The 22,246-nt window shown below is 63.4% G+C and carries 26 protein-coding genes; 11 read left to right on the top strand and 15 right to left on the bottom strand.

Features of this window, described 5'->3' with window-relative positions:
• Nucleotide 1: 1 nt before the first annotated feature.
• The 4 genes from VIL88_RS12235 to VIL88_RS12250 are packed head-to-tail and all read right to left on the bottom strand — an operon-like array spanning nucleotide 2 to nucleotide 5,507.
• A complete protein-coding gene (locus VIL88_RS12235) occupies nucleotides 2-1,537 on the bottom strand; it encodes a Ppx/GppA phosphatase family protein (RefSeq protein WP_331989199.1) in 1,536 nt (511 codons plus the stop codon).
• On the bottom strand, nucleotides 1,534-3,702 hold the full coding sequence (locus VIL88_RS12240) for an RNA degradosome polyphosphate kinase (protein WP_414650135.1): 2,169 nt from the start codon (nucleotides 3,700-3,702) through the stop codon (nucleotides 1,534-1,536). Before VIL88_RS12240 ends, VIL88_RS12235 begins: the two co-directional genes overlap by 4 nt.
• Nucleotides 3,695-4,441 carry a hypothetical protein gene (locus VIL88_RS12245; protein WP_331989203.1) on the bottom strand — a complete coding sequence of 249 codons (747 nt, stop codon included), beginning with the start codon at nucleotides 4,439-4,441 and terminating at the stop codon, nucleotides 3,695-3,697. The genes VIL88_RS12240 and VIL88_RS12245 overlap by 8 nt, the downstream gene beginning before the upstream one ends.
• A complete protein-coding gene (locus VIL88_RS12250) occupies nucleotides 4,425-5,507 on the bottom strand; it encodes an AI-2E family transporter (RefSeq protein ID WP_331989205.1) in 1,083 nt (360 codons plus the stop codon). The genes VIL88_RS12245 and VIL88_RS12250 overlap by 17 nt, the downstream gene beginning before the upstream one ends.
• A 134-nt stretch (nucleotides 5,508-5,641) precedes the next feature.
• On the opposite strand from VIL88_RS12250, the gene purM reads away from it, so the two are divergent.
• Entirely contained in the window at nucleotides 5,642-6,718 is a 1,077-nt protein-coding gene (purM, locus tag VIL88_RS12255; protein ID WP_331989207.1) for a phosphoribosylformylglycinamidine cyclo-ligase, read from the top strand.
• On the top strand, nucleotides 6,715-7,323 hold the full coding sequence (gene purN / locus VIL88_RS12260; protein ID WP_331989209.1) for a phosphoribosylglycinamide formyltransferase: 609 nt from the start codon (nucleotides 6,715-6,717) through the stop codon (nucleotides 7,321-7,323). The genes purM and purN overlap by 4 nt, the downstream gene beginning before the upstream one ends.
• A gap of 12 nt (nucleotides 7,324-7,335) precedes the next feature.
• Here purN and VIL88_RS12265 read toward each other — a convergent pair whose 3' ends face one another.
• On the bottom strand, nucleotides 7,336-8,253 hold the full coding sequence (locus tag VIL88_RS12265) for a 5'-methylthioadenosine/S-adenosylhomocysteine nucleosidase (RefSeq protein ID WP_331989211.1): 918 nt from the start codon (nucleotides 8,251-8,253) through the stop codon (nucleotides 7,336-7,338).
• Nucleotides 8,254-8,423: 170 nt separating this feature from the next.
• Between VIL88_RS12265 and VIL88_RS12270 the strand changes: the two genes are divergently transcribed.
• The 3 genes from VIL88_RS12270 to VIL88_RS12280 are packed head-to-tail and all read left to right on the top strand — an operon-like array spanning nucleotide 8,424 to nucleotide 10,211.
• Complete coding sequence (locus VIL88_RS12270; protein ID WP_331989213.1) at nucleotides 8,424-9,311, top strand: DMT family transporter; 888 nt, start codon at nucleotides 8,424-8,426, stop codon at nucleotides 9,309-9,311.
• Between the two features lie 45 nt (nucleotides 9,312-9,356).
• Nucleotides 9,357-9,563 (top strand): hypothetical protein, encoded by a 207-nt coding sequence (locus VIL88_RS12275; protein ID WP_331989215.1) that lies wholly within the window; start codon nucleotides 9,357-9,359, stop codon nucleotides 9,561-9,563.
• Between the two features lie 57 nt (nucleotides 9,564-9,620).
• Nucleotides 9,621-10,211 carry an alkylhydroperoxidase gene (locus tag VIL88_RS12280; protein WP_331989217.1) on the top strand — a complete coding sequence of 197 codons (591 nt, stop codon included), beginning with the start codon at nucleotides 9,621-9,623 and terminating at the stop codon, nucleotides 10,209-10,211.
• Between the two features lie 12 nt (nucleotides 10,212-10,223).
• Here VIL88_RS12280 and gatB read toward each other — a convergent pair whose 3' ends face one another.
• From gatB to VIL88_RS12295, 3 genes are all read right to left on the bottom strand, one after another.
• A complete protein-coding gene (gene gatB, locus VIL88_RS12285; RefSeq protein ID WP_331989219.1) occupies nucleotides 10,224-11,723 on the bottom strand; it encodes an Asp-tRNA(Asn)/Glu-tRNA(Gln) amidotransferase subunit GatB in 1,500 nt (499 codons plus the stop codon).
• Nucleotides 11,724-11,994: 271 nt separating this feature from the next.
• Nucleotides 11,995-12,504, bottom strand: a complete 510-nt coding sequence (locus VIL88_RS12290; RefSeq protein WP_331989221.1) for a GNAT family N-acetyltransferase — start codon at nucleotides 12,502-12,504, stop codon at nucleotides 11,995-11,997.
• 18 nt (nucleotides 12,505-12,522) lie between these two features.
• Nucleotides 12,523-12,831, bottom strand: a complete 309-nt coding sequence (locus VIL88_RS12295) for a chorismate mutase (RefSeq protein ID WP_331989223.1) — start codon at nucleotides 12,829-12,831, stop codon at nucleotides 12,523-12,525.
• A 244-nt stretch (nucleotides 12,832-13,075) separates the two neighbouring features.
• Here VIL88_RS12295 and VIL88_RS12300 point away from each other — a divergent pair, with 244 nt between their 5' ends.
• Nucleotides 13,076-13,333 (top strand): YjhX family toxin, encoded by a 258-nt coding sequence (locus VIL88_RS12300; protein WP_331989334.1) that lies wholly within the window; start codon nucleotides 13,076-13,078, stop codon nucleotides 13,331-13,333.
• Between the two features lie 49 nt (nucleotides 13,334-13,382).
• Here the strand turns inward: VIL88_RS12300 and VIL88_RS12305 are convergent, their stop codons facing one another.
• The 7 genes from VIL88_RS12305 to VIL88_RS12335 form a co-directional block, all read right to left on the bottom strand.
• On the bottom strand, nucleotides 13,383-13,700 hold the full coding sequence (locus VIL88_RS12305) for a hypothetical protein (protein ID WP_331989225.1): 318 nt from the start codon (nucleotides 13,698-13,700) through the stop codon (nucleotides 13,383-13,385).
• Between the two features lie 120 nt (nucleotides 13,701-13,820).
• The gene (gene gatA / locus VIL88_RS12310) at nucleotides 13,821-15,305 is read right to left on the bottom strand and encodes an Asp-tRNA(Asn)/Glu-tRNA(Gln) amidotransferase subunit GatA (RefSeq protein WP_331989227.1); all 1,485 of its coding nucleotides are present in this window, start codon (nucleotides 15,303-15,305) and stop codon (nucleotides 13,821-13,823) included.
• 34 nt (nucleotides 15,306-15,339) lie between these two features.
• The gene (locus VIL88_RS12315) at nucleotides 15,340-15,825 is read right to left on the bottom strand and encodes a GNAT family N-acetyltransferase (protein ID WP_331989229.1); all 486 of its coding nucleotides are present in this window, start codon (nucleotides 15,823-15,825) and stop codon (nucleotides 15,340-15,342) included.
• On the bottom strand, nucleotides 15,825-16,112 hold the full coding sequence (gatC, locus tag VIL88_RS12320; protein ID WP_331989231.1) for an Asp-tRNA(Asn)/Glu-tRNA(Gln) amidotransferase subunit GatC: 288 nt from the start codon (nucleotides 16,110-16,112) through the stop codon (nucleotides 15,825-15,827). Before gatC ends, VIL88_RS12315 begins: the two co-directional genes overlap by 1 nt.
• Before the next feature lie 79 nt (nucleotides 16,113-16,191).
• Entirely contained in the window at nucleotides 16,192-16,725 is a 534-nt protein-coding gene (locus tag VIL88_RS12325; protein ID WP_331989233.1) for a hypothetical protein, read from the bottom strand.
• A 41-nt stretch (nucleotides 16,726-16,766) separates the two neighbouring features.
• Complete coding sequence (locus VIL88_RS12330) at nucleotides 16,767-17,228, bottom strand: hypothetical protein (RefSeq protein WP_331989235.1); 462 nt, start codon at nucleotides 17,226-17,228, stop codon at nucleotides 16,767-16,769.
• Nucleotides 17,221-17,448: a DUF4160 domain-containing protein gene (locus VIL88_RS12335; RefSeq protein WP_331989237.1), complete on the bottom strand. Its 228-nt coding sequence runs from the start codon at nucleotides 17,446-17,448 to the stop codon at nucleotides 17,221-17,223. The genes VIL88_RS12330 and VIL88_RS12335 overlap by 8 nt, the downstream gene beginning before the upstream one ends.
• Nucleotides 17,449-17,596: 148 nt before the next feature.
• Here VIL88_RS12335 and ruvX point away from each other — a divergent pair, with 148 nt between their 5' ends.
• The 5 genes from ruvX (at nucleotide 17,597) to dprA (ending at nucleotide 22,229) form a co-directional block, all read left to right on the top strand.
• Entirely contained in the window at nucleotides 17,597-18,055 is a 459-nt protein-coding gene (ruvX, locus tag VIL88_RS12340; protein ID WP_331989239.1) for a Holliday junction resolvase RuvX, read from the top strand.
• A 70-nt stretch (nucleotides 18,056-18,125) separates the two neighbouring features.
• On the top strand, nucleotides 18,126-19,112 hold the full coding sequence (locus VIL88_RS12345) for an aspartate carbamoyltransferase catalytic subunit (RefSeq protein WP_331989241.1): 987 nt from the start codon (nucleotides 18,126-18,128) through the stop codon (nucleotides 19,110-19,112).
• Entirely contained in the window at nucleotides 19,109-20,401 is a 1,293-nt protein-coding gene (pyrC, locus tag VIL88_RS12350) for a dihydroorotase (protein ID WP_331989243.1), read from the top strand. Before VIL88_RS12345 ends, pyrC begins: the two co-directional genes overlap by 4 nt.
• Before the next feature lie 94 nt (nucleotides 20,402-20,495).
• A complete protein-coding gene (gene plsY / locus VIL88_RS12355; protein ID WP_331989245.1) occupies nucleotides 20,496-21,104 on the top strand; it encodes a glycerol-3-phosphate 1-O-acyltransferase PlsY in 609 nt (202 codons plus the stop codon).
• A gap of 3 nt (nucleotides 21,105-21,107) precedes the next feature.
• Nucleotides 21,108-22,229, top strand: a complete 1,122-nt coding sequence (gene dprA / locus VIL88_RS12360) for a DNA-processing protein DprA (RefSeq protein WP_331989247.1) — start codon at nucleotides 21,108-21,110, stop codon at nucleotides 22,227-22,229.
• Nucleotides 22,230-22,246: the final 17 nt, after the last annotated feature.

The following is a 22,246-nucleotide window of genomic DNA, read 5'->3' on the forward strand; positions in this document are numbered from 1 at the left end:
CCTACTCGACCCTGACGGCAGAGGCCTTGTAGCCGGCAAGATTTGCGAACTGCTCGAGCCGTCCGCGCAGATGCTCCCCGTTGAGGAAGGCCAGGTCGCCCGGAAGCACGAGGTCGAGTTTGCCACCAGCGACCTCGAAGCGGATGCGCGGCAGGATGCCCGGCATGGCCGCCGTCATAGGATAGGCCACGCGGAACAGGGCACCGATCAGCCGCGCGCGTGCCGTTTGCTCCGCAGAACCCAATCCGGCCAGGGACGCTGCCGTCTTGCTCTTGAGTCCGTCGTAACGCACCGCAATAACTTGGGCGAGGAAGGCGCGTCCGGAATGGTCGACCCCGGTCAACGGACTATAGGCCACTGCGTCTACGCTCTGCGGCCCGCGATAATCCGGGTGGGTCCGCCAGCCGATGTCGGCCAGAAGGCAAGCGACACTGCGCAGGCGCGCTTCTTCCGCGGTTTCCGCTGTGCCTGACACGCTCAAAAACTGCCCGGTGAATTCGATAAGGTCATTGGCATGCGCCGGCGAGCGCGAACGAAGCACCGAAAGCTCTTCAGCGCCCTGGATAAGCGGGTCGATCGCCCGTTCCCGCTCGTCGAGCAGACCGTGCAGATAGCCTTCGCGCACGCCAAGCGCCGAAAACACGACATCGGCAAACTGGCCGCCCTTGAGCACCTCGCTCATCACGGCAGCCCCGAAGGGCACGAGTTCCCGGCGCGAGGAACTGACATGCTCGGCGCCTTCGTAGCCCTTGAGCGAACTGGCGCCGACAATCTCGCCGCAAAAGGCGATCATCTCATCTGCCGGCACCACATAGTGCTGCACCATGCGGAGCGGATAGCTGCGCACGATCTGGTGCAGCTTGGCCAATGACCGCCAGGTGCCGCCGATCGCAGCGAAGGACAGACCCTTGGTGCTCTTGCCAAGGCCGGACTTGGTCAGTTGCTCCCGCACGATGGCCGCGGCCTTCACCGGCGAGCCATTGCTGTCGTCCTGCAGGCGGATCACGCCCAGTTCGAACGATACGCCTTCCGTGTCGATGCCATTGCTGATGCGCGAGAGTTCGAGGCTGCCGCCACCGAGATCGCCGACAATGCCGACAAAGCCGGGAATGCCGGCCACAGCGCCCAGGGCGGCGAAGTGAGCCTCCTGCTCTCCGCTGAGCACGTTGACCGGGCTGCCCATCAGCGCCTCAACGGCATCGACGAATTCTTGCCGGTTGGCGGCGTCGCGCACGGCGGAAGTCGCCAGGATATGCACCTTGCCCACGCGCATCATCTGCACCACGAGGGCGAAGCGCTTGATGGCGTCGAGCGCCTGCGCCACGTTGGCATCGGCGAGCCGGCCGGTCTGACCGACACCGCGCCCAAGGGCGCAGGCGGACTTTTCGTTGTAGAGCGGTGTCAGCGCGCGCGCATGGCGCTCATATACGACCAGACGGACAGAGTTCGATCCGATATCGAGAACCGCAACGGGGCGTGCGCCCTTGATGCGGCCTTGAGCAGTCGGATCGGCGTCTACGCCCCAGAATGAATTCAAGCCAGCGCCTCATCATCAACACCACCGGCGCTGCCTCGACCGGACAACGAAGGGTTGGTCATGAAATAGTCGTGCGCGTTAAAGGGTTCCTCACCCTCGGCAACCCGCAGACGGTGCGAACTGCCATCGGGCAGCACTTCCCAGCTCTGCTGGTTATCTTTCAGATAGGCAACCAAAATCCGGTCAAGGATCTGCTTATGCACGGTCCTGTTGAGGATCGGCACCATGACCTCAACGCGGCCGTCGAGATTACGCCCCATGATGTCGGCCGACGAGATGTAGACCTTGGCATGGGCGTTCGGCATGGGCTCGCCATTGCCAAAGCAATAGATGCGGCTGTGCTCGAGGAACCGGCCGACGACGGACTTCACGCGGATATTTTCCGAGAAGCCTGGAATGCCCGGCCGTAGGCAGCAGATGCCGCGCACGATAAGGTCGATCTTCACCCCCGCCTGGCTGGCGTCGTAGAGCGCATCGATCGTGGCCGGGTCGACCAAAGAGTTCATCTTCAGAAGAATGGACGCCGGCTGTCCCTGGCGCGCGAACTCCATCTCCGCCGCTATATTGTCGAGCAGGGTCTGGCGCAGGTTCACCGGCGAAACCGCGATGGTTTCGAGTTCCGTCGGGCGGGCATAACCGGTGATGAAATTGAAAACACGCGCCACGTCGCGCGTGATCGCGGGGTCGATGGTAAAGTAGCTGAGGTCGGTATAGATCTTGGCAGTGATCGGGTGGTAGTTGCCCGTGCCGATATGGCAGTAGCTCACCAGCTTGCCTTTTTCGCGCCGCACCACCTGGCTGAGCTTGGCATGTGTCTTGAGCTCGATGAACCCGAACACCACCTGCGCGCCAGCCCGCTCCAGGTCGCGCGCCCAGCGAATATTGGCTTCTTCGTCAAAACGCGCCTTGAGTTCCACCAGGCACGTCACCGACTTGCCGGCTTCCGCCGCTAGCACCAGCGCCTTGATGATAGGGCTGTCCGCCGAGGTGCGATAAAGCGTCTGCTTGATGGCCACCACATCGGGGTCGCGTGCGGCCTGCATCAGGAACTGCGCCACCACGTCGAAGCTCTCGAAGGGGTGGTGGACCAGGATGTCCTTGGCCCGAATGGCGGCGAAGCTGTCCCCATTGTAGTCGCGGATGCGTTCGGGGAAGCGCGCATGGTAGGGCGGGAACTTGAGGTCCGGACGATCGACGTCGCAGACCTTGCGGGCATCCGCGAGGCCGAGGAAGCCCTGCACCTCGAAAACGTCGCCTTCCTTGACGCCGAGCTGCTCGCCGATCTGTCGCTTGAGCGCGCGCGTCATCGACGATTCGATCTCGAGGCGGATCACCTGCCCGCGGCGGCGCTGGCGAAGAGCCGTTTCAAACTCCACTACGAGGTCGGCTGCCTCGTCGTCGATTTCGATTTCGCTGTCGCGAATGATGCGGAAAGCGCCGGATCCGACAACTTCATGACCCGGGAACATCTTGTGGAAGAACAGCTTGACCAGCGTGTCGATGGTCACGACCTCGCTGCGCCCGTCCGACACCAGGCTCACCGGCAGGTTGATGAAGCGATCGAGATTGCCGGGAATACGCACCAATGCCGTCAGCGGGCTGTCGCTGTCCGGACGCTTGAGCTCGAATGCCAGCGCCAGGCCTAAGTTCGGAATAAACGGGAAAGGATGAGCAGGATCGACGGCGATCGGCGTCAGGACCGGGAAGATCTCTTCACGGAACAGCTTCTGGAGGTAGTTGACCTGATCGGCGGTGAGGTCATTGGCCTCGTGGATCACCACATTCTGCGCGAACAGCTCCTCGCGCAGGCTTTGCCAGTGGTCCTGCTGCTCGAGCTGCAGATGCTGCGCCAGGGTCGCGATCTCTTCCATCTGCTCGGCGGGCGAGAGGCCGTCGGCGCTGAGCTTGGTAAGGCCAGCGCGCATCTGGCCTTTGAGGCCCGCGACGCGGACCATGTAGAACTCGTCGAGGTTGTTCGCCGAGATCGAAACGAAGCGAAGACGCTCCAGGAGCGGATGATTGACGTTGCCCGCCTCCTCGAGAACGCGCATGTTGAACTGGAGCCAGCTCACCTCCCGATTGACGAAGCGAGCCGGGCTCTTGCGGAGCGCCTCGGTGTCGGGAACCGAAACCTCGGCTTCGGTGAATTCGCCCATTTCATTCATCGTCTTCGGTGTCCCAGTCCTGTTCGGTGCCCGCCTCGCCGCGTGCCAACCGTCTGCGGTTCAACGCGTCGGCGGCAATGCTGCGGGTGATTGCTGTGCCCTTGGCAAGCGCCAGGCGGTCCATCAGGTCGGCCAAGGCCACCACCTCCTCGGTAGACCGCTCCATACGGGCAACAAGGTACGCGATGATCTTCGGATCGACCACCACCTGGCGATCTCTGAACAATTTCACGAACATCTGTGACAATTGAATGTCACTTGTAAGTTCCAGGGTGAAGGCCGTGGCCCGCCGTACGCGGGAACGGACGTCATCGGTCGCCAGCGGCCAAAGGGAAACGTCGTCGCGCGCCGTCAGCAATAGCGGGCGCAGCTCGCGCAATGATTGGTTGAGAAGGTGAAACAGCCCGGCCTCGTCGTAGGCGCGCTGGTCGACATCCTCAACGATCAAGGGTGCGGTGCCGCCATGCGCCGCCAGGTCCTCCAGGTCGTCAATTCCGGCAAAAAGGGCGCCGCTGCGATCGGCGAATATGCGCGCCAGGTGCGACTTCCCTGACTTTGCCGGGCCAGTCACCAGCGTGATCGGATCGGGCCAGTGCGGGAAGGCCATGATGCGGCCATGCGCCAGTTCATTGCCTTCACCCACCAGGAAGTCGTCTTCACCCTGCGCCGGCACATGGCCAAGCTCCAGCGTCAGCTGTTCACGGTCGAGCTCTGCCCTGGACTTAGCCGATTGCGCCATCGGAGCCGTTGCGCCCCAGATAAAGGGCGCTTTCCTTGTATTTGCGGACGGCATAGCGGACCAGCACCGAAGCGATCGCCGCCATCGGCACCGCTAGAAGCAGCCCGACGAAACCGAACACGGCACCCAAAGCCAGGAGCGCGAACATCATCCAGACCGGATTGATGCTGATCGCCGAGCCAACCAGCTTTGGATAAAGGATGTTGCCTTCCACAAACTGCCAGAACAGGAAGATGCCAGCGACAAGGACAACCATCCACCAGTTCGGCCAGAACTGCACCAGCGCAATGCCGACCGAAAGGCCGAAGCCGAACACAAAGCCGACAAAGGGCACGAAGCTGAGCAGACCTGCCATGAGGCCGACCACAAGGCCGAAGTTGAGCCCGACCAGGCTCAGAGCCGTGGCATAGAAGGCCGCGTCGATCAGCAGGACGCCGCCTTGCCCCCGGATCACCCCGGCCATCGACTTGTCAATGTCCTTGAGAATGGTCTTGATCTCGCCCTTGTGCTGCTTGGGCAGCAGGCTGTCGATGCCGTGGATCATGCTTTCCCAGTCCAGCAGCAGGTAGAAGGCGACCACCGGCGTCAGCACCGTGACGCCGATCATAGTGGCACCGGTAATGCCGATATTCACCAGCTCGCCCGGGATCGTGGCGATAAAGCCCAGCGCCTGGCCGGCAAGGTCGTTGATGCTGGACTGCACCTGCTGCGCGCGCTCGGGTCCGAGCCACTCGTTGATCTCGGGCGACCAGCGCGCAAACAGCGCCTGCAGGTCCCCCACATAGGTCGGCAGGCGCCGGATCAGGCCAATGATCTGCTGGCCGATCAGCGGCACGAACATGAAGAAGATCGAAAGGACCACGGCAATCACGCCGAGGAGGACCACGGTCGTTGCCCAGGCGCGGTTGAAACGCCACTGCTGCAGCTGGTTGACCAGCGGGTTCAGGAGATAGGCCAGGGCTGCACCCACGACAAAGGGGAGCAGGATGCCACGGAACAGCCACAGCACCAGGACAAGGAGGATCAGCAAACCGATCCAGATCAGCACTTGATTTCGTAGCGTCATGGTGCTGGCCGGCCCTTGCGTCGGTGTGGTGGAGAAGCTATCAGGCCGTCTAGCTTCCGGCCCCGGAATTGGCAACTGCCTTGGTCTTCCGGTGGAGGCTTTGCGCACGCTTTCCCCACACGGTGCTGAGGCCAATGTCCGATCCGCAAAACCTGACACCAAACGGGCTTTCCTACAAGCAGGCGGGCGTCGATATCGATGCCGGCAATGCGCTGGTGGAAGCCATCAAGCCGGCGGTGCGCTCCACCAGGCGCCCGGGTGCCGATGGTGAGATCGGTGGATTCGGCGGACTCTTCGACCTCAAGGCTGCAGGTTTTAATGATCCCGTGCTGGTGGCTGCCAATGACGGCGTCGGCACCAAGCTCAAGATCGCCATCGATACCGGCAACCACGCCACCATCGGCCAGGATCTGGTGGCCATGTGCGTCAACGACATCATCGTCCAGGGCGCCGAGCCGCTGTTCTTTCTCGATTACTTTGCCACCGGCAAGCTCGACGTCGAACAGGGCACAGCCATCATTGATGGCATCGCCGAAGGTTGCCGCATCGCCGGCTGCGCACTGATTGGCGGCGAAACAGCCGAAATGCCGGGCATGTACCACGGCAAGGACTACGACCTGGCCGGTTTCGCCGTCGGCGCCGCCGAACGCGGCACCCTCCTGCCCCGCCCCGACATTGCCGAGGACGACACCCTGGTCGCCATCGCCTCATCGGGCGTCCACTCCAACGGCTATTCCCTGGTCCGCAAGATCGTTGACCTCAGCGGGCTTGCCTGGGACCACGACGCGCCTTTCCAGCCAGGCCGCTCGCTTTCGGAAGCGCTGCTGACGCCGACCCGCATCTATGTGAAGCCACTCCTGTCCGCGCTCAAAGCCGGCCTCGGGATCAAGGCCCTGGCCCATATCACCGGCGGCGGCTTCATCGACAACATCCCGCGCGTCCTCCCCCATCACCTGGCGGCGCATGTGGATCTGTCCGCGATCACCGTTCCGCCCGTATTCGGCTGGCTAAGCCGGGTCGGCGGCATGGAGGAGCGCGAAATGCTGCGCACCTTCAACTGCGGCGTCGGCATGCTCGTCGCCGTCGCGCCCGCCGATGCCGAGGCGCTCGTTGCACACCTCACCCAGGCCGGCGAGACCGCGGCAGTGGTCGGCAAGCTCACGGCCCGCGCCGGCGAGCCGGTGACGTTCGACGGCAAGCTCGCCCTATGAGTCGCAAGCGGGTCGCGATCCTGATCTCTGGCCGCGGCTCCAACATGTCGACGCTGATCGAGGCTGCCAAGGCGCCGGACTATCCGGCCGAGATCGTTGGGGTGCTCTCCAACCGCGCGGCCGCTCCCGGCCTTGCAGTCGCCGCGTCGCATGGCATCGCCACCGCGTCGCTGGCGCAAAGCAAGTTCCCGAGCCGGGACATGTTCGAAGACGTCATGACGCAGCTGCTCGAGAGCTGGGACACCGAGATCGTCTGCCTCGCCGGTTTCATGCGCATCCTTGGCGAAGACTTCGTCCACCGCTGGGAAGGACGGATGATCAACATCCACCCGTCCCTCCTGCCCGCCTATCGCGGCCTCCATACCCACGAACGGGCCCTTGCCGATGGCGTGAAGGTCCATGGCTGCACCGTCCACTTCGTGACGCCCGGCCTCGATGAGGGCGCACCGATCCTCCAGGCCGAGGTTCCCGTCCTGCCTGGCGATACGCCCGAAACCCTCTCCGCCCGTGTCCTCGTCGAGGAGCATCGGATCTATCCCGAAGCGCTGCGCATGCTGGCGGCGGGCGAGATCGAGATGGGAAAGGCCCCTCACCTAAACGGGTAAGGGGCCACTGGTCTATTCCGCCGGAAGCTCGGCAAGGAAGCGCGTCACCACCGCGGCCGAGTTGGCCGATGCCAAGCCCATGAACGTGCCCATCTGATTTGCCTCCTCGCCACCGCCGGCAAGGTCCGACAGCGAGCGGAAGGCGATAAACGGCACGCCGTTGGCATAAGCGACATGGGCAACTGCGGCACTCTCCATGTCGAGCACCTGCGCCTCGAACGTCTCGAAGGCGTATTCCCGGAACTCGGCATTATCGACAAAGGCCGCCCCGGACACGCCATTGCCGCCGACATGGATCGAGGGCGTGGTCGTGAGGCAGTTGCTTGGCTCGACGCAATGTTCCAGCTCAACTTCTGCAGCCACCTTCTCGGCAATCGCCAGCAGGTCCGCATCGACATCGAACCAGAACTTGCCCTCGAGCTCACCGCCCTCGCGTGCCACTTCCACTTCCTGGGGGAAAATCATGCCATAGTTGGGGAAAGGCGCCGTCTGAAAGCTGGGTACCGCAAACTCGCCCTCGCCGGTTTCCCGCGCCAGCGTCACCTCCAGATACTGCGCCCACTTTGCAGGGACAATCACGTCGCCGATATGCCGCTCCGGATTGACACCTCCCGCAATGCCGGAAAACACGATGGACGTAATATTGAACCGGTCGATGACCAGTTGCGACGTCATCGCCGCATTGACCATGCTGACGCCCGTCAGGAACAGCACCACCGGCTTGCCCTCGATCAGGCCGGTGGCAAAGGTCGTGCCGTTGACTTCGTAGTCCTCGCGTTCGCTGAGCGCTGCCTGCAGCTCAATCCATTCCGGGCCGAAGGCCGACATCACTGCAATGCGCGGCGTCTCGTCCAGCGTCTCGGCCGCTATTGCCGGCAGGGCCGAAAGGAGTGTGACAGCGGAAACGGCAGCGAAAAATGTCTTGATCATTGTAGTCCCTCTCTTGTGACCGGACGAGGCTAGTGACGCGATTTCCGCACCGCCAGCCTGCCCCTCCGCATGGCAGCTTCCCATCACCGCAATTGATCCGTCCATCGTCAAAATCGGTTCGACCTTTGTTCCACCCAGGCGTAGCGTCCGCGCTCAACATGAGGAATCAGATGTCGCTGCGTGACTGGAGCTGGATCATCTTGCTGGGCGCCATCTGGGGCTGCTCGTTCATTTTCAACGCCGTTCTGATCCGGGAGATTGGCCCCCTCTGGGTCACTTCCTTCCGCGTCGGTATCGGTGCACTCGGCTGCTGGGCCGTCATGTTTGCCCTGCGCAAGCCTGTCCCGCGCGATCCAAAGCTCTGGCTGCAACTGGGCCTTCTTGGCGTCGTCGCCTATGCCATTCCCTTTGCGCTCTTTCCTCTGGCCCAGGCTGACCTGGCAAGCGGCGTCGCCGCCATCATCAACGCGCTGACGCCCATGGTCACCGCCATCATCTCCCATTTCTGGATCGGCGGGGAGAAGGCCTCGCCCACCAAGTTCACCGGTGTCGCGATTGGCTTTGTCGGCGCCGCGATCCTGGTCTCGCCGGCGTTGGGCGAAGGCGATTCCCACCTCTGGGCGGTGCTTGCCTGTCTCGGCGCGACGCTATGCTACGCCATCTCCCTCAACATCACGCGCAGCTTCAAGCATATCGAACCAACAGCCTTCGCCGCCATTGCGCTGACCGGTGCCGCAGTGATTGCGACGCCGATCGCCTTTTTCAGCGAAGGCGTCCCGGTGATGACCCGGCCGGAAACATGGGGTGCAGCCCTGGCAATCGGCCTCCTATCAACCGCCTTCACCTTCCAGATCATGTACCGCATCCTTCCGCGCGTCGGCGCGACCAATTTCGCCACCACGACCTTCATCGCCCCCATATCGGCGCTGATCCTGGGAGTAACGGTGTTGCGCGAAACCGTGCTGCCGATCCAGATTCTGGGCATGACCATAATCTTCCTCGGCCTGCTGTTCATCGACGGGCGCATCCGCAAGGTGTGGCACCGCGTGCCCGCCTGAGGAACAGCACCGGTTCACTGGCGTTGACCTCCTAAGGAGTACGCCATGAACCAGCCCAGGCCCGATATCGACCCCGTCGCCCCGCCCGAAATCGTCCCGCAGCCCGAGCCGCCTCAGCCGCAACCGGTCGACCCGGTACCACCCGGTCCAGCCGAAGTGCCGACGCCAGATCAGCCAGTTGAGGACCCGGTGCCGCCCGGCTCCCCCGAGATTGCTCCCGGCACCGGCGATCCGATCCCGCAGGAAGTCTAGCTGGCGAGTTGCTCGGAAGCGGCGCTATGCTGCCCCATTGCATGATGGGAGGTTGCCATGTTCCTGCAGACCGTTGGCCTCGAAGAAGCCCGTGGCGAGATCGCCGACATATACCAGAACGAGATCGCCTCCATGGGGCTGCTCATGGAGGCGACGACATGCTGGACGACCCGGCCTGAGGTGCTGCCGCACTTCGAGCGGTTCTCCCATGGCATCAAGAGCGGCTTTTCGCTCGGCATGCGCGGCTGGCGCCTCATCACCCTGATCGCGGCCCAACAGGTCCCGTCCACCTATTGCGTTCAGGTCTATAGCAGCGTGCTCGCCCGCGAGATGGGCCATGAGCAGGTTCTGGCGATCGTCCGCGACTTCCGCAATGCGGGTCTGAGCGACAAGGACATCGCCATGCTCGCCTATGCGCAACAGGTGGCGCGCGACGCCTCGAAGATCACCCAGGCCGACATCGACGCCTTGCGCGCCGTCGGCTTCAGCGATGTCGAGATCTCCGACATCGCGCTCTGCGCCAGCTTCCGCTGCTTTGTCAGCCGCTTCTTTGACGCCACCGGCGCCACGCCCGAACCGGCCTTCTTCGACCCTGATCCCGCCTTCCGAGCGGCCATGACAGTCGGCAAGCCCCTGCCCGATGCCTAGCGGGCCAGCCCCTTACTCGATCCCGAGCTTTTGCTTCATCAGGTCGTTGAGCGCCTGCGGGTTGGCCTTGCCGCCCGAAGCCTTCATGGCCTGGCCGACGAACCAGCCGATCATTGTGGGCTTGGCCTTCACCTTTTCCACCTGGTCGGGATTGGCGGCGATGATGTCGTCGACGATCTTTTCGATCGCCCCCATGTCGGTCACCTGCTTCATGCCGCGGCGTTCGACGATCTCTGCCGGTTCGCCCTCTGGCTCCTCGGCGATGATCACCTGCAACAGGTCCTTGGCGCCCTTGGACGAGATCGTCCCGGCCGCAACCAGGTCGACGATACCAGCGATCTGCCCCGGCTTGAGGTGAGTTTCCCACACGGCCAAACCTTGCGAATTGGCATAGGCCGCTACATCGCCGTTGAGGATATTGGCCACGGCCTTGCCGTCGCGCTTGCTGCCGCCGAAGGCGACGCAGCTCTCGTAGTAGTCGGCAGTCTCGCGATCGAGCGTCAGCACCATCGCGTCATAGGCAGTTACCCCATAGTCGCTGACAAAGCGCGCCTTCTTCTCGTCGGGCAGTTCCGGCAGGCCTTCGGCCAGCATGCTGATGAAGGCATCGTCGAACTCAAGCGGCAGCAGATCGGGATCGGGGAAATAGCGATAGTCATGCGCTTCTTCCTTGGAGCGCATGGAGCGGGTTTCACCGGTCTTGGGATCGTACAGCCGCGTTTCCTGGTCGATTGAGCCGCCGTCCTCGAGGATGTCGATCTGGCGCCGTGCTTCGAACTCGATCGCCTGGCCGGCGAAGCGGATGGAGTTGACGTTCTTGATTTCGCAGCGCGTGCCGAACTCCCCGCCGGGGCGGCGCACCGAGACGTTGACGTCGGCGCGCATGGAGCCCTGCTCCATATTGCCGTCGCAGGTGCCGAGATACCGCAGGATGGTCCGCAGCTTGCCCAGATATTCCTTGGCTTCATCGGCCGAGCGCAGGTCGGGCTTGCTGACGATCTCCATCAACGCCACGCCCGAGCGGTTGAGGTCGACAAAGCTCATGTTCGGGTGCTGGTCGTGGATCGACTTGCCCGCATCCTGCTCCAGGTGCAGCCTTTCGATGCCGATTTCGATCTGTCCCTCGGGCATGTCGAGCAATACCTTGCCCTCGCCCACGATTGGGTCCTTGAACTGCGAGATCTGGTAGCCCTGCGGCAGGTCCGGATAGAAGTAGTTCTTGCGGTCGAACACCGAGCGCTTGTTGATCTGCGCCTTCAGCCCAAGGCCGGTGCGGACAGCCTGGCGCACGCATTCCTCGTTGATGGTCGGCAGCATGCCCGGCATGGCCGCATCGACGAAGCTCACGTTCGAATTGGGCGGATTGCCGAACTCCGTGGACGAGCCGGAAAACAGCTTGCTCTCGCTCGTCACCTGCGCATGCACTTCCATGCCGATGATGACTTCCCAGTCACCGGTCGAGCCCTTGATGAAGCTCTTGGGATTGGGCGTGCGGGTATCGATGAGGGTCAATTGCAGGTCCTGCGAGGCAAGGCAGAGGTTTGACATGTGATTACTGGTGTTGCCTGGCGGATGCAACCATGGAGGCCTCATAGCAAGCTTGTCGAACCACTAGGTCGCGAGGGTGGAGGTTTGAAGCTCACATATCGAGCCGCCAACCACCGGCCGTCACCCTCGGGCTTGACCCGAGGGCTCTATACTTGCCCGGCTGTCGTCCAGTGAAGTGTCCTCGGGTCAAGCCCGAGGATGACGATCGAGTGCTGCGGCGACTCCCGCAAATATCTCAATCATCCTCGATCTCTCCCATAAACGGCTGCAGCCGTTTCTCGAGGTGAACGCTCATGAACGGCTCGTGCGCGGCCCGCCCGTCCGGGCGCAGCGCCAGGATACGGTAGCCCTGCTTTTCGTAGAACCGCACGGCGCGCACATTGTCGGCCGGCGTTTCGAGTTGCACACGCTCGGCGCCCTCGAGCTCGAGCATGCTTTCCATGCGTTGCAGCAGCATCGAACCGATGCCGTGTCCCTGCAACTCGGGCATGACGAAAAGGAACGGGATATAGGCCCGCCGCGCCGAACGCGAGCACCAGCCGACGCTGATGCCATCCACCTCGGCGACGATGATGCGGCCCAACGTTTCGGCCACGGCCTGCGACAGGCGGCGCTGCTCCGCCTCCCTTGCACCTGGCTTGTTGGTCAGCAGCGGGTAGATGCCGCTTTCCCAGGCACGGTAGGCGATATCGGCAAGGCGGTGCGCGTCAGCCTTTTCGGCCTTGCGGATGTTGATACCTGCCATGGTTGCCTCCTGCCGGTCCTAGCTGCGCCGCCGCGCCGCGATGATCCCCTTCTCGTAGTTGATGTTCCAATCGATCAGGGTGCGCCAAACAAGCTCTGCCTGATCCTCGTCAAGATCAAGAGCCAAACTGCGCTCCCGCACCTTGGCGATCACCGCCTCGATTCGCGCCGGGTCCCGCGCCTCGTGCGGATCCGTCTTGATCTGCGCCATCCGCGTCACATAGCGGTGCCGTTCGGCAAACAGCGTCAGCAGTGCCTGATCGACCCGGTCGATCTCGGCGCGCACGTCATCCTTGGTCTCGCAGTCTGCGGGCGATTTGCTGGTCACTGATTTTCCCCATCTTTGCTGTTGCTGCTTTGCACCGCCCGGCCCGCGATTTCAACTAGGCGTCTTGGCGAGGCCCGCCAGCGGCGATATCAATATTGCCATGTTTAGTCAGTCCGAGATCGCCTGAAGCCCCGTCCAAGCGGATGGGGCATGAATGAACCAGTCGCCCGCTGCGCGTGATGCCGGCCGGCGATCAAGTTTGTTCGCGGATCGCAGATCCGCATCGCAGGCAACTGACTTCCAAATGGATATTTCCCGAGACGAACAGCGAGTGCTTCACGCACTCGCGCAGGGCGGCCGTATCACGCTGCTCAAGGACAACGCAGGCAAGGTAACCGGGCTCGAATTCTTCAATCGCGATGGCTGGCTCCTGAACAATTGCAGCCTCGTGCTGTTCAAGAAACTCAAGGCCAAGAAAGCGATCCGCTCCCAGGGCGGTCAGCCCTACCGCATCACCAAACGCGGACTTGAACTGGTCCGGAGCGAGTTCGACAACCGATAGACACCTGGAAACGAAACACCCCCGGTTCATGCCGGGGGTGTTTGGTGTTCTAGTGCTTGGTGACTTCGCTCAGCGCCGCTGCGATATGTTCCCATTCGCTGCCAACGCTTGCCGTTGCCCTTCGCTTGCCGGCCCGGCGATACCAATAATCGGCATTGCCCATGTCCGCTTCGATCCAGTGCATTAGGGCATGGACCCAGTCGAACGCCTGCACGCCCTCCATCGCCTGGACGATGTTGTGAGCCTGCTCCCATTCCGGACCGACGCGCAACTCGCCCTTTTTCAGCCACCACAGTGCCTGGAGCGGCTTGCTCATGTCCTTGGGCGGTTCGGACCAGTCGAGCGTGGTGAAGATGTCTGCGGCCATCAGAGAAACCCTTGTCGGCCCGAACGCCACGCGCGGCGGCGTCACAACCAATTTCAATTTGTGCATTCCGGCGAGATAAGGCGGAACGGCACCTCGATCAAGAGGTGCCTGGTCCCATGCTTACCACCAGGGCTTGGGGGCGAAGTCGCCGCCGGCGCTCTTTTCGATCACCCGGGCTGCGGCAAACAGCGTTTCCTCGTCGAATGGCTTGCCGATCAGCTGCAGGCCCAAAGGCAGCCCCTTGCCGTCCTTGCCGGCCGGCACGGCAATGCCGGGTAGGCCTGCCATGTTCACCGTCACTGTGAAGACGTCGTTGAGATACATGGCGACCGGATCGGCCGCCAGTGCCTCGTCGCCCACGCCGAAAGCTGCCGACGGCGTTGCCGGAGTCAGGATGGCGTCGACGCCGCCGTTGAAAGCGTCCTCGAAGTCCTTCTTGATCAGCGTCCGCACCTTCTGCGCCTTGACATAATATGCATCGAAGTAACCGGCAGACAGCACGTATGTTCCAATCATGATGCGGCGCTTCACCTCGCGGCCGAAACCGGCGGCCCGGGTCAGCTCATACATGTCGGTGATGTCCTTGCCGGACACCCGCAGGCCGTACTTCACCCCGTCGTAGCGCGCGAGATTGGACGAGGCTTCAGCCGGCGCCACGATATAGTAGGCCGGAAGCGCGTACTTGGTGTGCGGCAGCGAAATGTCCTTGACCGTCGCACCCTCGGCACGGAGCCAGTCGAGGCCCTGGCTCCAGAGCTTCTCGATCTCGGCGGGCATACCCTCCATCCGGTATTCCTTGGGCACACCGATGGTGAGGCCCTTCACACCGCGCTCCACGGCAGCGGCGAAGTCGGGCACCGCTAGGTCCACGCTGGTGGAGTCTTTCGGATCAAACCCCGACATCGAGGTCATCAGGATCGCCGCGTCTTCAACCGTCCGGGCGATCGGCCCGGCCTGGTCGAGCGAGGATGCGAACGCCACCGTGCCCCAGCGCGAGCAGCGACCATAGGTCGGCTTGATGCCGACCGTGCCGGTGAACGCCGCTGGCTGGCGGATCGAGCCACCCGTATCGGTCGCCGTCGCACCGGCGCAGAGCCAGGCGGCAACGGCCGCGGCCGAACCACCCGACGATCCGCCCGGCACCAGGTTGGCATTGCTGCCTTCGGCGCGGAACGGGCTGACCACCGGACCATAATAGCTGGTCTCGTTGGACGAGCCCATGGCGAACTCGTCCATGTTGAGCTTGCCCAGCATCACCGCGCCGTCGCGCCAGAGATTTGCTGTAACCGTCGATTCGTATTCGGGTTTGAACCCGTCGAGGATGTGGCTGGCGGCCTGGGTGTGCACGCCCTTGGTGGCAAAGAGATCCTTGATCCCCAGCGGAATGCCTTCCAGCGCCCCGCCCTCGCCGCGCAGGAGTTTCTCGTCGCTGGCCTTGGCCATGTCCCGCGCCTGGTCCGCCGTCACCGCCACATAGGCGTTGAGGCTGGGATTGGCAGCCTCGATGGCGGCGACATAGGCGCCCGTGAGTTCGGTGGCCGTAAAGCTCTTGTCGGCAAGGCCCTTGCGGGCAGCGGCCAGGCTCAGCTTGGTGAGGTCAGTCAAGGTTAAACTCTTTCGTTCATACTGTGCCGCGTGCTCAGCTCGCCAGAGCCGGAACCGCCAAATTCATCTCAAAAAAGGCCGACCATTCGCTGTCGGGATAGTCGAGGAACGGACCGCGCGGCACAAAGCCATAGCGCGTATAAAGCCGATGCGCCTCGGCCATGCCTTCGCCCGTGCCGGTCTCCAACATCAGCACAGGTAACCGGCGCTCGCGTGCCAGCTCGACGATGCGTTCAAGCAGCTGGCGTCCGAGCCGTTGGCCGCGCACCGCCGGCAGGGTGAACATCCGCTTGACCTCGCCCAGCTCGGCCGAATGCACCTTGAGCGCACCCATGCCCACAGCCTGCCCGCTCTCGTCGCGCGCCACAAACAGCGTCGTGTCGGAGTCGGCCATCTGCTCCACGGTCATCTTGAACTGGAATTCCAGGGGCGACAGCGGCAGGAGATGGTCGTTGAGCTGCGCAACAAGCGCCCGCACATCGTCCTGCAGCGGCATCTCGATGGCGATCGTGATCGCCATTATTCGACCACCTTGGGCACCATGAAGAAGTTGTCTTCGGTCAGCGGTGCGTTGCTGACGATCTGTTCGGCATAGCCGCCGTCGCTGATCACGTCGTCCCGCCGGCGCAGGGTCATCGGGGTCACCGACGTCATCGCCTCGACACCCGTGACGTCGACTTCGTTCAGCTGTTCCACAAAGCCAAGAATGGCGTTGAGTTCGCTCTGATAGGCTTCGACTTCACTTTCTTCGATGCGAATGCGCGCCAGGCGCCCGATGCGCTTCACGGTTGCAGCGTCGACGGACATAAACCAACTCCAGAAAAACCACGGCTCGTTGGGCTGGTATTAGCAACCGCGCGCGGGAAAAGACAACCGAAATGGCGGATCAGGCTTCGAGAGCCATGCAAGGCTCGAGCGACAAAAGCGCCGTTCCGTCCAGCGCGCTCCCCAAGACGGGAATGGCAGCATCGATCGCCGCCTCACCGGCTGCAAGGGCAAGCAGCTTTGGCGTCCGCTGCGCCAGCACCGCCCCACCAGCCGAAACCAGCTGCGCCCCATCCCCAAACAGCACCACCACCGCCCCATCCGCCCAGCGGCCAAGTGCGGGCGCTTCCGCGGCCAGCAACAACAGCGGCGGCTCTCCCTCAGCGTCAATGAGAATGGCGTCTCTACTCGCTGACCACGCCATCACTTGAGGCAAGGCGTCCCCCTCATCCAGCAGGCGGGCTGGTCGGCGCGGAGTCCACCTGCCCAGGTCGACCATGTCCAGTTCAGCCCCAAAGCGTTCGATCACCCGATCCGCCCCGCTGACCAGCTCGGCTCGGTCGATTTCCGGGGAAGTCCCAGCCGCATCTACAACCAGAACCGACCCGCCGATATGTACGCGTATGGTCGTCGCGCCGAACCAGGTCAGCTTCATTTGCCGCTACTCCCGTCACCCCTAGTGGCAACGGTATCGCACTATCCAGCCCGCTTGTAATGTTCAACAAGATGCCGCGTCGCCAAAGCCACGGTCCGAGGAATTGGTCTGTCCTTGCGGTACTCAGCAATCAGCCGTCGTGCGATCCCCAGCCGGGTCGCCATCCCGTCAAGGCTCATCTGGAGGCTATCCATGGCGCTACGGAACTCGTCGTTGGTCAGATCGCTTGGCACGGACAATTCGTGAATCCACGTTGCCGCAAGTTCGCTGCCATCCGCCCAAATGACAGCATCACCAAACTCGTCCAGCTTCGCCGACTGGAACAGCGCATCATCCGATCTGAGACGCACGAACGAACGATGGCTCAAGAGTGCTGGTGCGACGTCTACATCCTGTATCTCGCCGGACGTCCACGCGATCTGCAGCACGCGACCAGCCAAAGGTTTCACCGATTTCATGCGCGGAAGGGGAATTCCGGTCCCAACCATTTCAACTTCAGCCATTTAACCGTGTCCATGCATCAAGCAGCATATCTGTGTGATCGTCGGCCCAGCGGGTGACCAACCTGTATATGTCGCTGGGCAAGTCACCTGCAGTGATCTTCAACGTCCTTATGGATATAGTTGCCGCGTAATCTGCGGTCAGTACGTGGAAATGCGGCGGTGGATGATCCATGGCATAGACAGCGATCTTGACGTTACCTAGACGTATGATCGTCGGCATTCTCGCCTCTGATGTTAGTGCACCACGCGCACTATTTCAATTCACCTGCGAGTATGGGTCAATTAGGTGGAAATCCTACAGCAGCACATGCGTGTTCCTAGTGTGATCTTTATTCGATCTTCTTTTGTTCTACTTGTCAACGGCCAACATGACCCATGATTTCGCCAATCCGCTCGCCTCCATCCCTCCCACCGGCCGGATCATGGCGCTTGATCTGGGCACCAAGACCATCGGGGTCGCCATCAGCGACGGCATGCGCTACTCCGCCACGCCGCTCGAAACCATCAAGCGCACCAAGTTCACCCAGGATGCCGAGCGCATCCTGGCGCTGATTGGCGAGAATCAGATCGTCGCCATCATTCTCGGCCTGCCCCTGAATATGGACGGCTCAGAAGGCCCTCGCGTCCAGTCCACCCGCGCCTTCGCCCGCAGCCTGGCGCAAAAGACGCCGCTCCCCATCGCGTTTTGGGACGAGCGCCTCTCCACCAGCGCCGTCACCCGCATGATGATCGAAGCCGACCTCCGCCGCGACCGGCGCGCGGAAGTGGTCGACAAGCTCGCCGCCAGCTACATCCTTCAGGGTGCGCTGGACCGCCTGCGCCACTGAGGCTCAACAAACGGTTGAATAGCGCCCCCTGCTCCGCTAGACCGCAGCAAACCTAATGGGACCGGAGCGCATGGCTGAAATTCGCGCCAGCAACACGACCTCGCCTGCCGCCTCGTCCGGCGATTTCCCACCTTTCCAGCAGCGCCACCTGCTCTCGATCGCCGATCTCAAGCAGCACGAGATCATCGATCTGCTGGATCGCGCCGAGCGCATGGTCCCGGTGTCGCGCCAAGAGCGAAAATCGCACCCCACCCTCTCGGGCAAGACGCAGATCAACCTGTTCTTCGAGCCATCCACCCGCACGCAAGGCTCCTTTGAGATCGCCGGCAAGCGCCTGGGCGCTCAGGTCATGAACATGTCGGTCAAGACCAGCTCGGTCAGCAAGGGGGAAACCCTGGTCGATACCGCGACCACGCTCAATGCCATGCGCCCCGACGTCATCGTCGTGCGCCACTCGGCAGCCGGCGCCGTGGAGCTCCTGTCGCAAAAGGTCGGCTGCGCCGTGATCAATGCCGGCGATGGCGCCCACGAGCACCCGACCCAGGCCCTGCTCGACGCGCTCACCATCCGCCGCCACAAGGGCCGGATCTCTGGCCTCACCGTCGCCATCTGCGGCGACATCAGCAATTCGCGCGTAGTGCGCTCCAATCTTCTCTTGCTGGGCGCCCTCCATGTGCGCACCCGCGTCATCGCCCCGCGCAATCTCCTGCCCGCCGGCATCGAACATCTCGCCACCGAAGTCTTCACCGACATGCGCGAGGGGCTCAAGGACGTGGACGTCGTCATGATGCTGCGCCTCCAGCACGAACGCGCCAATGGCCGCATGATCCCGTCTATCCGCGAATACTACCGCTTCTATGGGCTCGACGCCGAAAAGCTGAGCTTTGCCAAGCCCGACGCCATCGTCATGCATCCCGGGCCGATGAACCGCGGCGTCGAAATCGACCCCGCCATCGCCGACGGTCCGGCCTCTGTCATCACCGATCAGGTGGAAATGGGTGTCGCCGTTCGCATGGCCGTGCTCGATGCGCTGCTGCCCGCTGGAGGCGAACAATGAACCGCCCCCTGCTGATCGAAAATGCCCGCGTCGTCGACCCGGCATCGGGCACCGACGCGCGCGGCGCCGTGCTGATCGAGAATGGCGTCGTCACCGATCTGGCGCTCGCCGGTCCCGTTGGGGTTCCCGAGGGTGCCGAGGTCATCGACGCGGGCGGCCTGATCCTCGCCCCCGGTCTCGTCGACATGCGCGTCTTCACCGGCGAACCGGGCAAGGAATATCGCGAAACGCTCCAGTCCGCCGGCGAAGCGGCCGCGGCAGGCGGCGTCACCAGCTTCGTCATGATGCCCGATACTGCGCCCGTTGTTGATGACGGTGCGCTGGTTGACTTCCTGATCCGCCGCGCCAAGGCGACCTCCAGAGTCAACGTCCTACCGGCCGCTGCCATCACCAAGGGCCTTGCCGGGCAGGAGATCACCGAATTCGGCCTTCTTAAGGAAGCAGGCGCTGTCTGCCTCAGCGATGGCCGCCACTCGATCCAGTCGGCGGCCCTGCTGCGCACCGCCATGAGCTATGCCGCCAACTACGGCATGACCTTTGTCCACCACGTCTCGGATCGGAGCCTCACCGGCGACGGCGTAATGAATGAGGGGCTCTTCGCCACGGTGCTTGGGCTCAAGGGCATCCCGCGCGAGGCCGAAACCATCCCCCTGGCGCGCGACCTCCAACTGGCGGCGCTGACGGGGACGACCTATCATGCCGCGCAGATTTCCTGCAGGCAGTCGGTCGACCTTGTGGCTGCCGCCAGGAGCCGTAACAAGCGTGTTACAGCAGGGGTTTCCATCAACAACCTCGCGCTAAACGAGAACGACATCGGCCGCTATCGCACCTTCTTCAAGCTCTCGACCCCGCTGCGGGCAGAAGACGACCGGCAGGCGGTGATCGAAGGCCTGCGCAACGGCACCATCGACACCATCCATTCCGACCACGACCCGCAGGACAGTGAAGTCAAGCGCCAGCCCTTCGCGGAAGCCTCGGACGGCGCCATCGGCCTCGAGACGCTTCTTGCGGCCGCCCTGCGGCTCGTCCATTCGGACGATGTGGACCTGCTGACCGTTTTGCGCGCCCTGACCAGCCGCCCAGCCGATATTCTCGGCCTCCCTTCGGGCCGCATCGCTAGGGGAGCGCCTGCAGACCTGATCCTGCTTGATCTCGACTATCCCTGGCAGGTCAGCGAACGCGACATCCGCTCCCGCTCGCGCAACACCAGCTTCGAAGGCGCGCGTCTTGCCGGCAAGGTGATGCGCACCTGGGTCGCCGGTGAAACGGTGTTCCAGCAGGCAGACTGATCCCCGGCGGGCGTGAGCCTGCCGGCGCATCCCTCTTGTCGGACCGGCCGCCGAGAGGCTATTTCTATGTCACTGCCTGGGGGGACTTCGCTGCATGACTGCTGACACCATCAACCTGCTCCTTGCAGCAGTGCTGGCCTATCTCTGCGGCTCCATTCCTTTTGGCCTGCTGCTGACCCGCGCCGCCGGCCTTGGCGACATCCGCGCCATCGGCTCGGGCAATATCGGCGCGACCAACGTCCTGCGCACCGGCAATCGCTGGCTGGCCGCCGCTACCCTGGTGCTGGATGCAGGCAAGGCGGCCGTTCCCGTGCTCCTCGCGCGATACTTCTGGGGGGATGCTGCCGGCATGGTCGCCGCCATTTTCGCATTCCTCGGTCACTGCTTTCCCGTGTGGCTCGGCTTCAAGGGCGGCAAGGGCGTTGCGGTCATGATCGGGTCCCTGCTGGCGCTCAGCTGGCCTGTCGGCCTCATCTTCTGCGCCGTCTGGCTGCTGATCGCCTTTGCGCAGAAAATGTCCTCCCTTGCCGCGCTCACCGCGGCTGCGACCGCACCGATCTTCGCCTTTGTGCTCGGCAACCAGTGGCTTGCCGGCACGGCGGCCGTCCTGGCCATCCTGTTGTTCTACCAGCACCGCACCAATATTGCCCGCCTGATGGCCGGTACGGAGCCGCGCATCGGCGCCGGCAAGAAGGCGGGATAGGCCGTGGCGCCGTCGCCGGGTGCCACCTTTAGCCATGCCGAGCGCCTCGCGCGCCTTCGTCTCCTGCGGACCGACAATGTCGGTCCCGCCACTTTCCGCCAGCTCGTTCACCGCTTCGGGTCGGCCGAAGCCGCACTCGACGCCCTCCCCGCGCTCCTCAAGCGCACCGGCAAGCCCCTCCGCATCGTAAGCCTCGCCCAGGCCGAGGACGAACTGGCCGGCGTCGCGCGCTATGGCGCCCGGCTGGTCCATATCGGGGAAGCCGACTACCCGCCTCTCCTCAACTACATCCCCGCCGCCCCGCCTATCGTCACCCTTGCAGGTGGCGCCAACCTCGATTGGCAGCGGACGGTCGGCATCGTGGGCGCGCGCAACGCCTCGGCCGCCGGCATCAAGATGACGCGCCTGCTCGCGACCGATCTGGGTGAACGCGGCTACACTGTTGTCTCCGGCTTGGCGCGCGGCATCGACACGGCCGCCCATCGCGCCAGTCTCGGCACAGGCACCGTCGCCGTCCTCGCCGGCGGCTTGGACAAGATCTACCCCGACGAGAATATCCCGCTTGCCCACGATATCCTCGATAATGGCGGCGCCCTTCTGACCGAGATGCCGCTCGGCTGGGAACCGCGGGCCCGTGACTTCCCGCGACGAAACCGGCTCGTCTCCGGCCTGTCGCTGGGGATCGTCGTCGTCGAGGCTGCCAAGCGCAGCGGATCGCTGATCACTGCCCGCCTGGCGCTCGAACAGAACCGCGACGTCTTTGCCGTCCCCGGTTCACCGCTCGACCCGCGCGCCGAAGGCGGCAATGCCCTGATCCAGCAGGGTGCCAAGCTGATCACCGGCGCCGAGGACGTCATCGAGACCCTGGGCAGCGCAGACCCCTCCCGCACCGCGCTCTTTGATCGCGACTGGGAACCCGACCTTGTGCCCGACGCCGAGCCGCCAAGCGATGACGACCGCTCCCGCCTGCTTGGCCTCCTCAGCTCGACGCCCATCGATGTCGATGAGCTGATCCGCCAGTCCGGCCTTTCGGTCGGCACGACGCAGATGCTGCTGCTCGAATTCGACCTTGCCGGACAGGTCGAGTGGTCGAGCGGTCAGCTGGTGGCGCTGCGCTACGCCTAGCGGCGCCACCAACCAAC

It is taken from the genome of Devosia sp., from assembly GCF_036563435.1.
In the GTDB taxonomy this organism is placed as follows: Bacteria; Pseudomonadota; Alphaproteobacteria; order Rhizobiales; family Devosiaceae; genus Devosia.

Excerpts from the sequence above, each read along its gene's own strand:
- VIL88_RS12240 (WP_414650135.1), bottom strand. The coding sequence starts at position 3,702 with ATGAATGAAATGGGCGAATTCACCGAAGCCGAGGTTTCGGTTCCCGAC.
- VIL88_RS12245 (WP_331989203.1), bottom strand. The coding sequence starts at position 4,441 with ATGGCGCAATCGGCTAAGTCCAGGGCAGAGCTCGACCGTGAACAGCTG.
- VIL88_RS12250 (WP_331989205.1), bottom strand. The coding sequence starts at position 5,507 with ATGACGCTACGAAATCAAGTGCTGATCTGGATCGGTTTGCTGATCCTC.
- purM (WP_331989207.1), top strand. The coding sequence starts at position 5,642 with ATGTCCGATCCGCAAAACCTGACACCAAACGGGCTTTCCTACAAGCAG.
- purN (WP_331989209.1), top strand. The coding sequence starts at position 6,715 with ATGAGTCGCAAGCGGGTCGCGATCCTGATCTCTGGCCGCGGCTCCAAC.
- VIL88_RS12265 (WP_331989211.1), bottom strand. The coding sequence starts at position 8,253 with ATGATCAAGACATTTTTCGCTGCCGTTTCCGCTGTCACACTCCTTTCG.
- VIL88_RS12270 (WP_331989213.1), top strand. The coding sequence starts at position 8,424 with ATGTCGCTGCGTGACTGGAGCTGGATCATCTTGCTGGGCGCCATCTGG.
- VIL88_RS12275 (WP_331989215.1), top strand. The coding sequence starts at position 9,357 with ATGAACCAGCCCAGGCCCGATATCGACCCCGTCGCCCCGCCCGAAATC.
- VIL88_RS12280 (WP_331989217.1), top strand. The coding sequence starts at position 9,621 with ATGTTCCTGCAGACCGTTGGCCTCGAAGAAGCCCGTGGCGAGATCGCC.
- VIL88_RS12290 (WP_331989221.1), bottom strand. The coding sequence starts at position 12,504 with ATGGCAGGTATCAACATCCGCAAGGCCGAAAAGGCTGACGCGCACCGC.
- VIL88_RS12300 (WP_331989334.1), top strand. The coding sequence starts at position 13,076 with ATGGATATTTCCCGAGACGAACAGCGAGTGCTTCACGCACTCGCGCAG.
- VIL88_RS12305 (WP_331989225.1), bottom strand. The coding sequence starts at position 13,700 with ATGGCCGCAGACATCTTCACCACGCTCGACTGGTCCGAACCGCCCAAG.
- VIL88_RS12315 (WP_331989229.1), bottom strand. The coding sequence starts at position 15,825 with ATGGCGATCACGATCGCCATCGAGATGCCGCTGCAGGACGATGTGCGG.
- gatC (WP_331989231.1), bottom strand. The coding sequence starts at position 16,112 with ATGTCCGTCGACGCTGCAACCGTGAAGCGCATCGGGCGCCTGGCGCGC.
- VIL88_RS12325 (WP_331989233.1), bottom strand. The coding sequence starts at position 16,725 with ATGAAGCTGACCTGGTTCGGCGCGACGACCATACGCGTACATATCGGC.
- VIL88_RS12330 (WP_331989235.1), bottom strand. The coding sequence starts at position 17,228 with ATGGCTGAAGTTGAAATGGTTGGGACCGGAATTCCCCTTCCGCGCATG.
- VIL88_RS12335 (WP_331989237.1), bottom strand. The coding sequence starts at position 17,448 with ATGCCGACGATCATACGTCTAGGTAACGTCAAGATCGCTGTCTATGCC.
- ruvX (WP_331989239.1), top strand. The coding sequence starts at position 17,597 with ATGACCCATGATTTCGCCAATCCGCTCGCCTCCATCCCTCCCACCGGC.
- VIL88_RS12345 (WP_331989241.1), top strand. The coding sequence starts at position 18,126 with ATGGCTGAAATTCGCGCCAGCAACACGACCTCGCCTGCCGCCTCGTCC.
- pyrC (WP_331989243.1), top strand. The coding sequence starts at position 19,109 with ATGAACCGCCCCCTGCTGATCGAAAATGCCCGCGTCGTCGACCCGGCA.
- plsY (WP_331989245.1), top strand. The coding sequence starts at position 20,496 with ATGACTGCTGACACCATCAACCTGCTCCTTGCAGCAGTGCTGGCCTAT.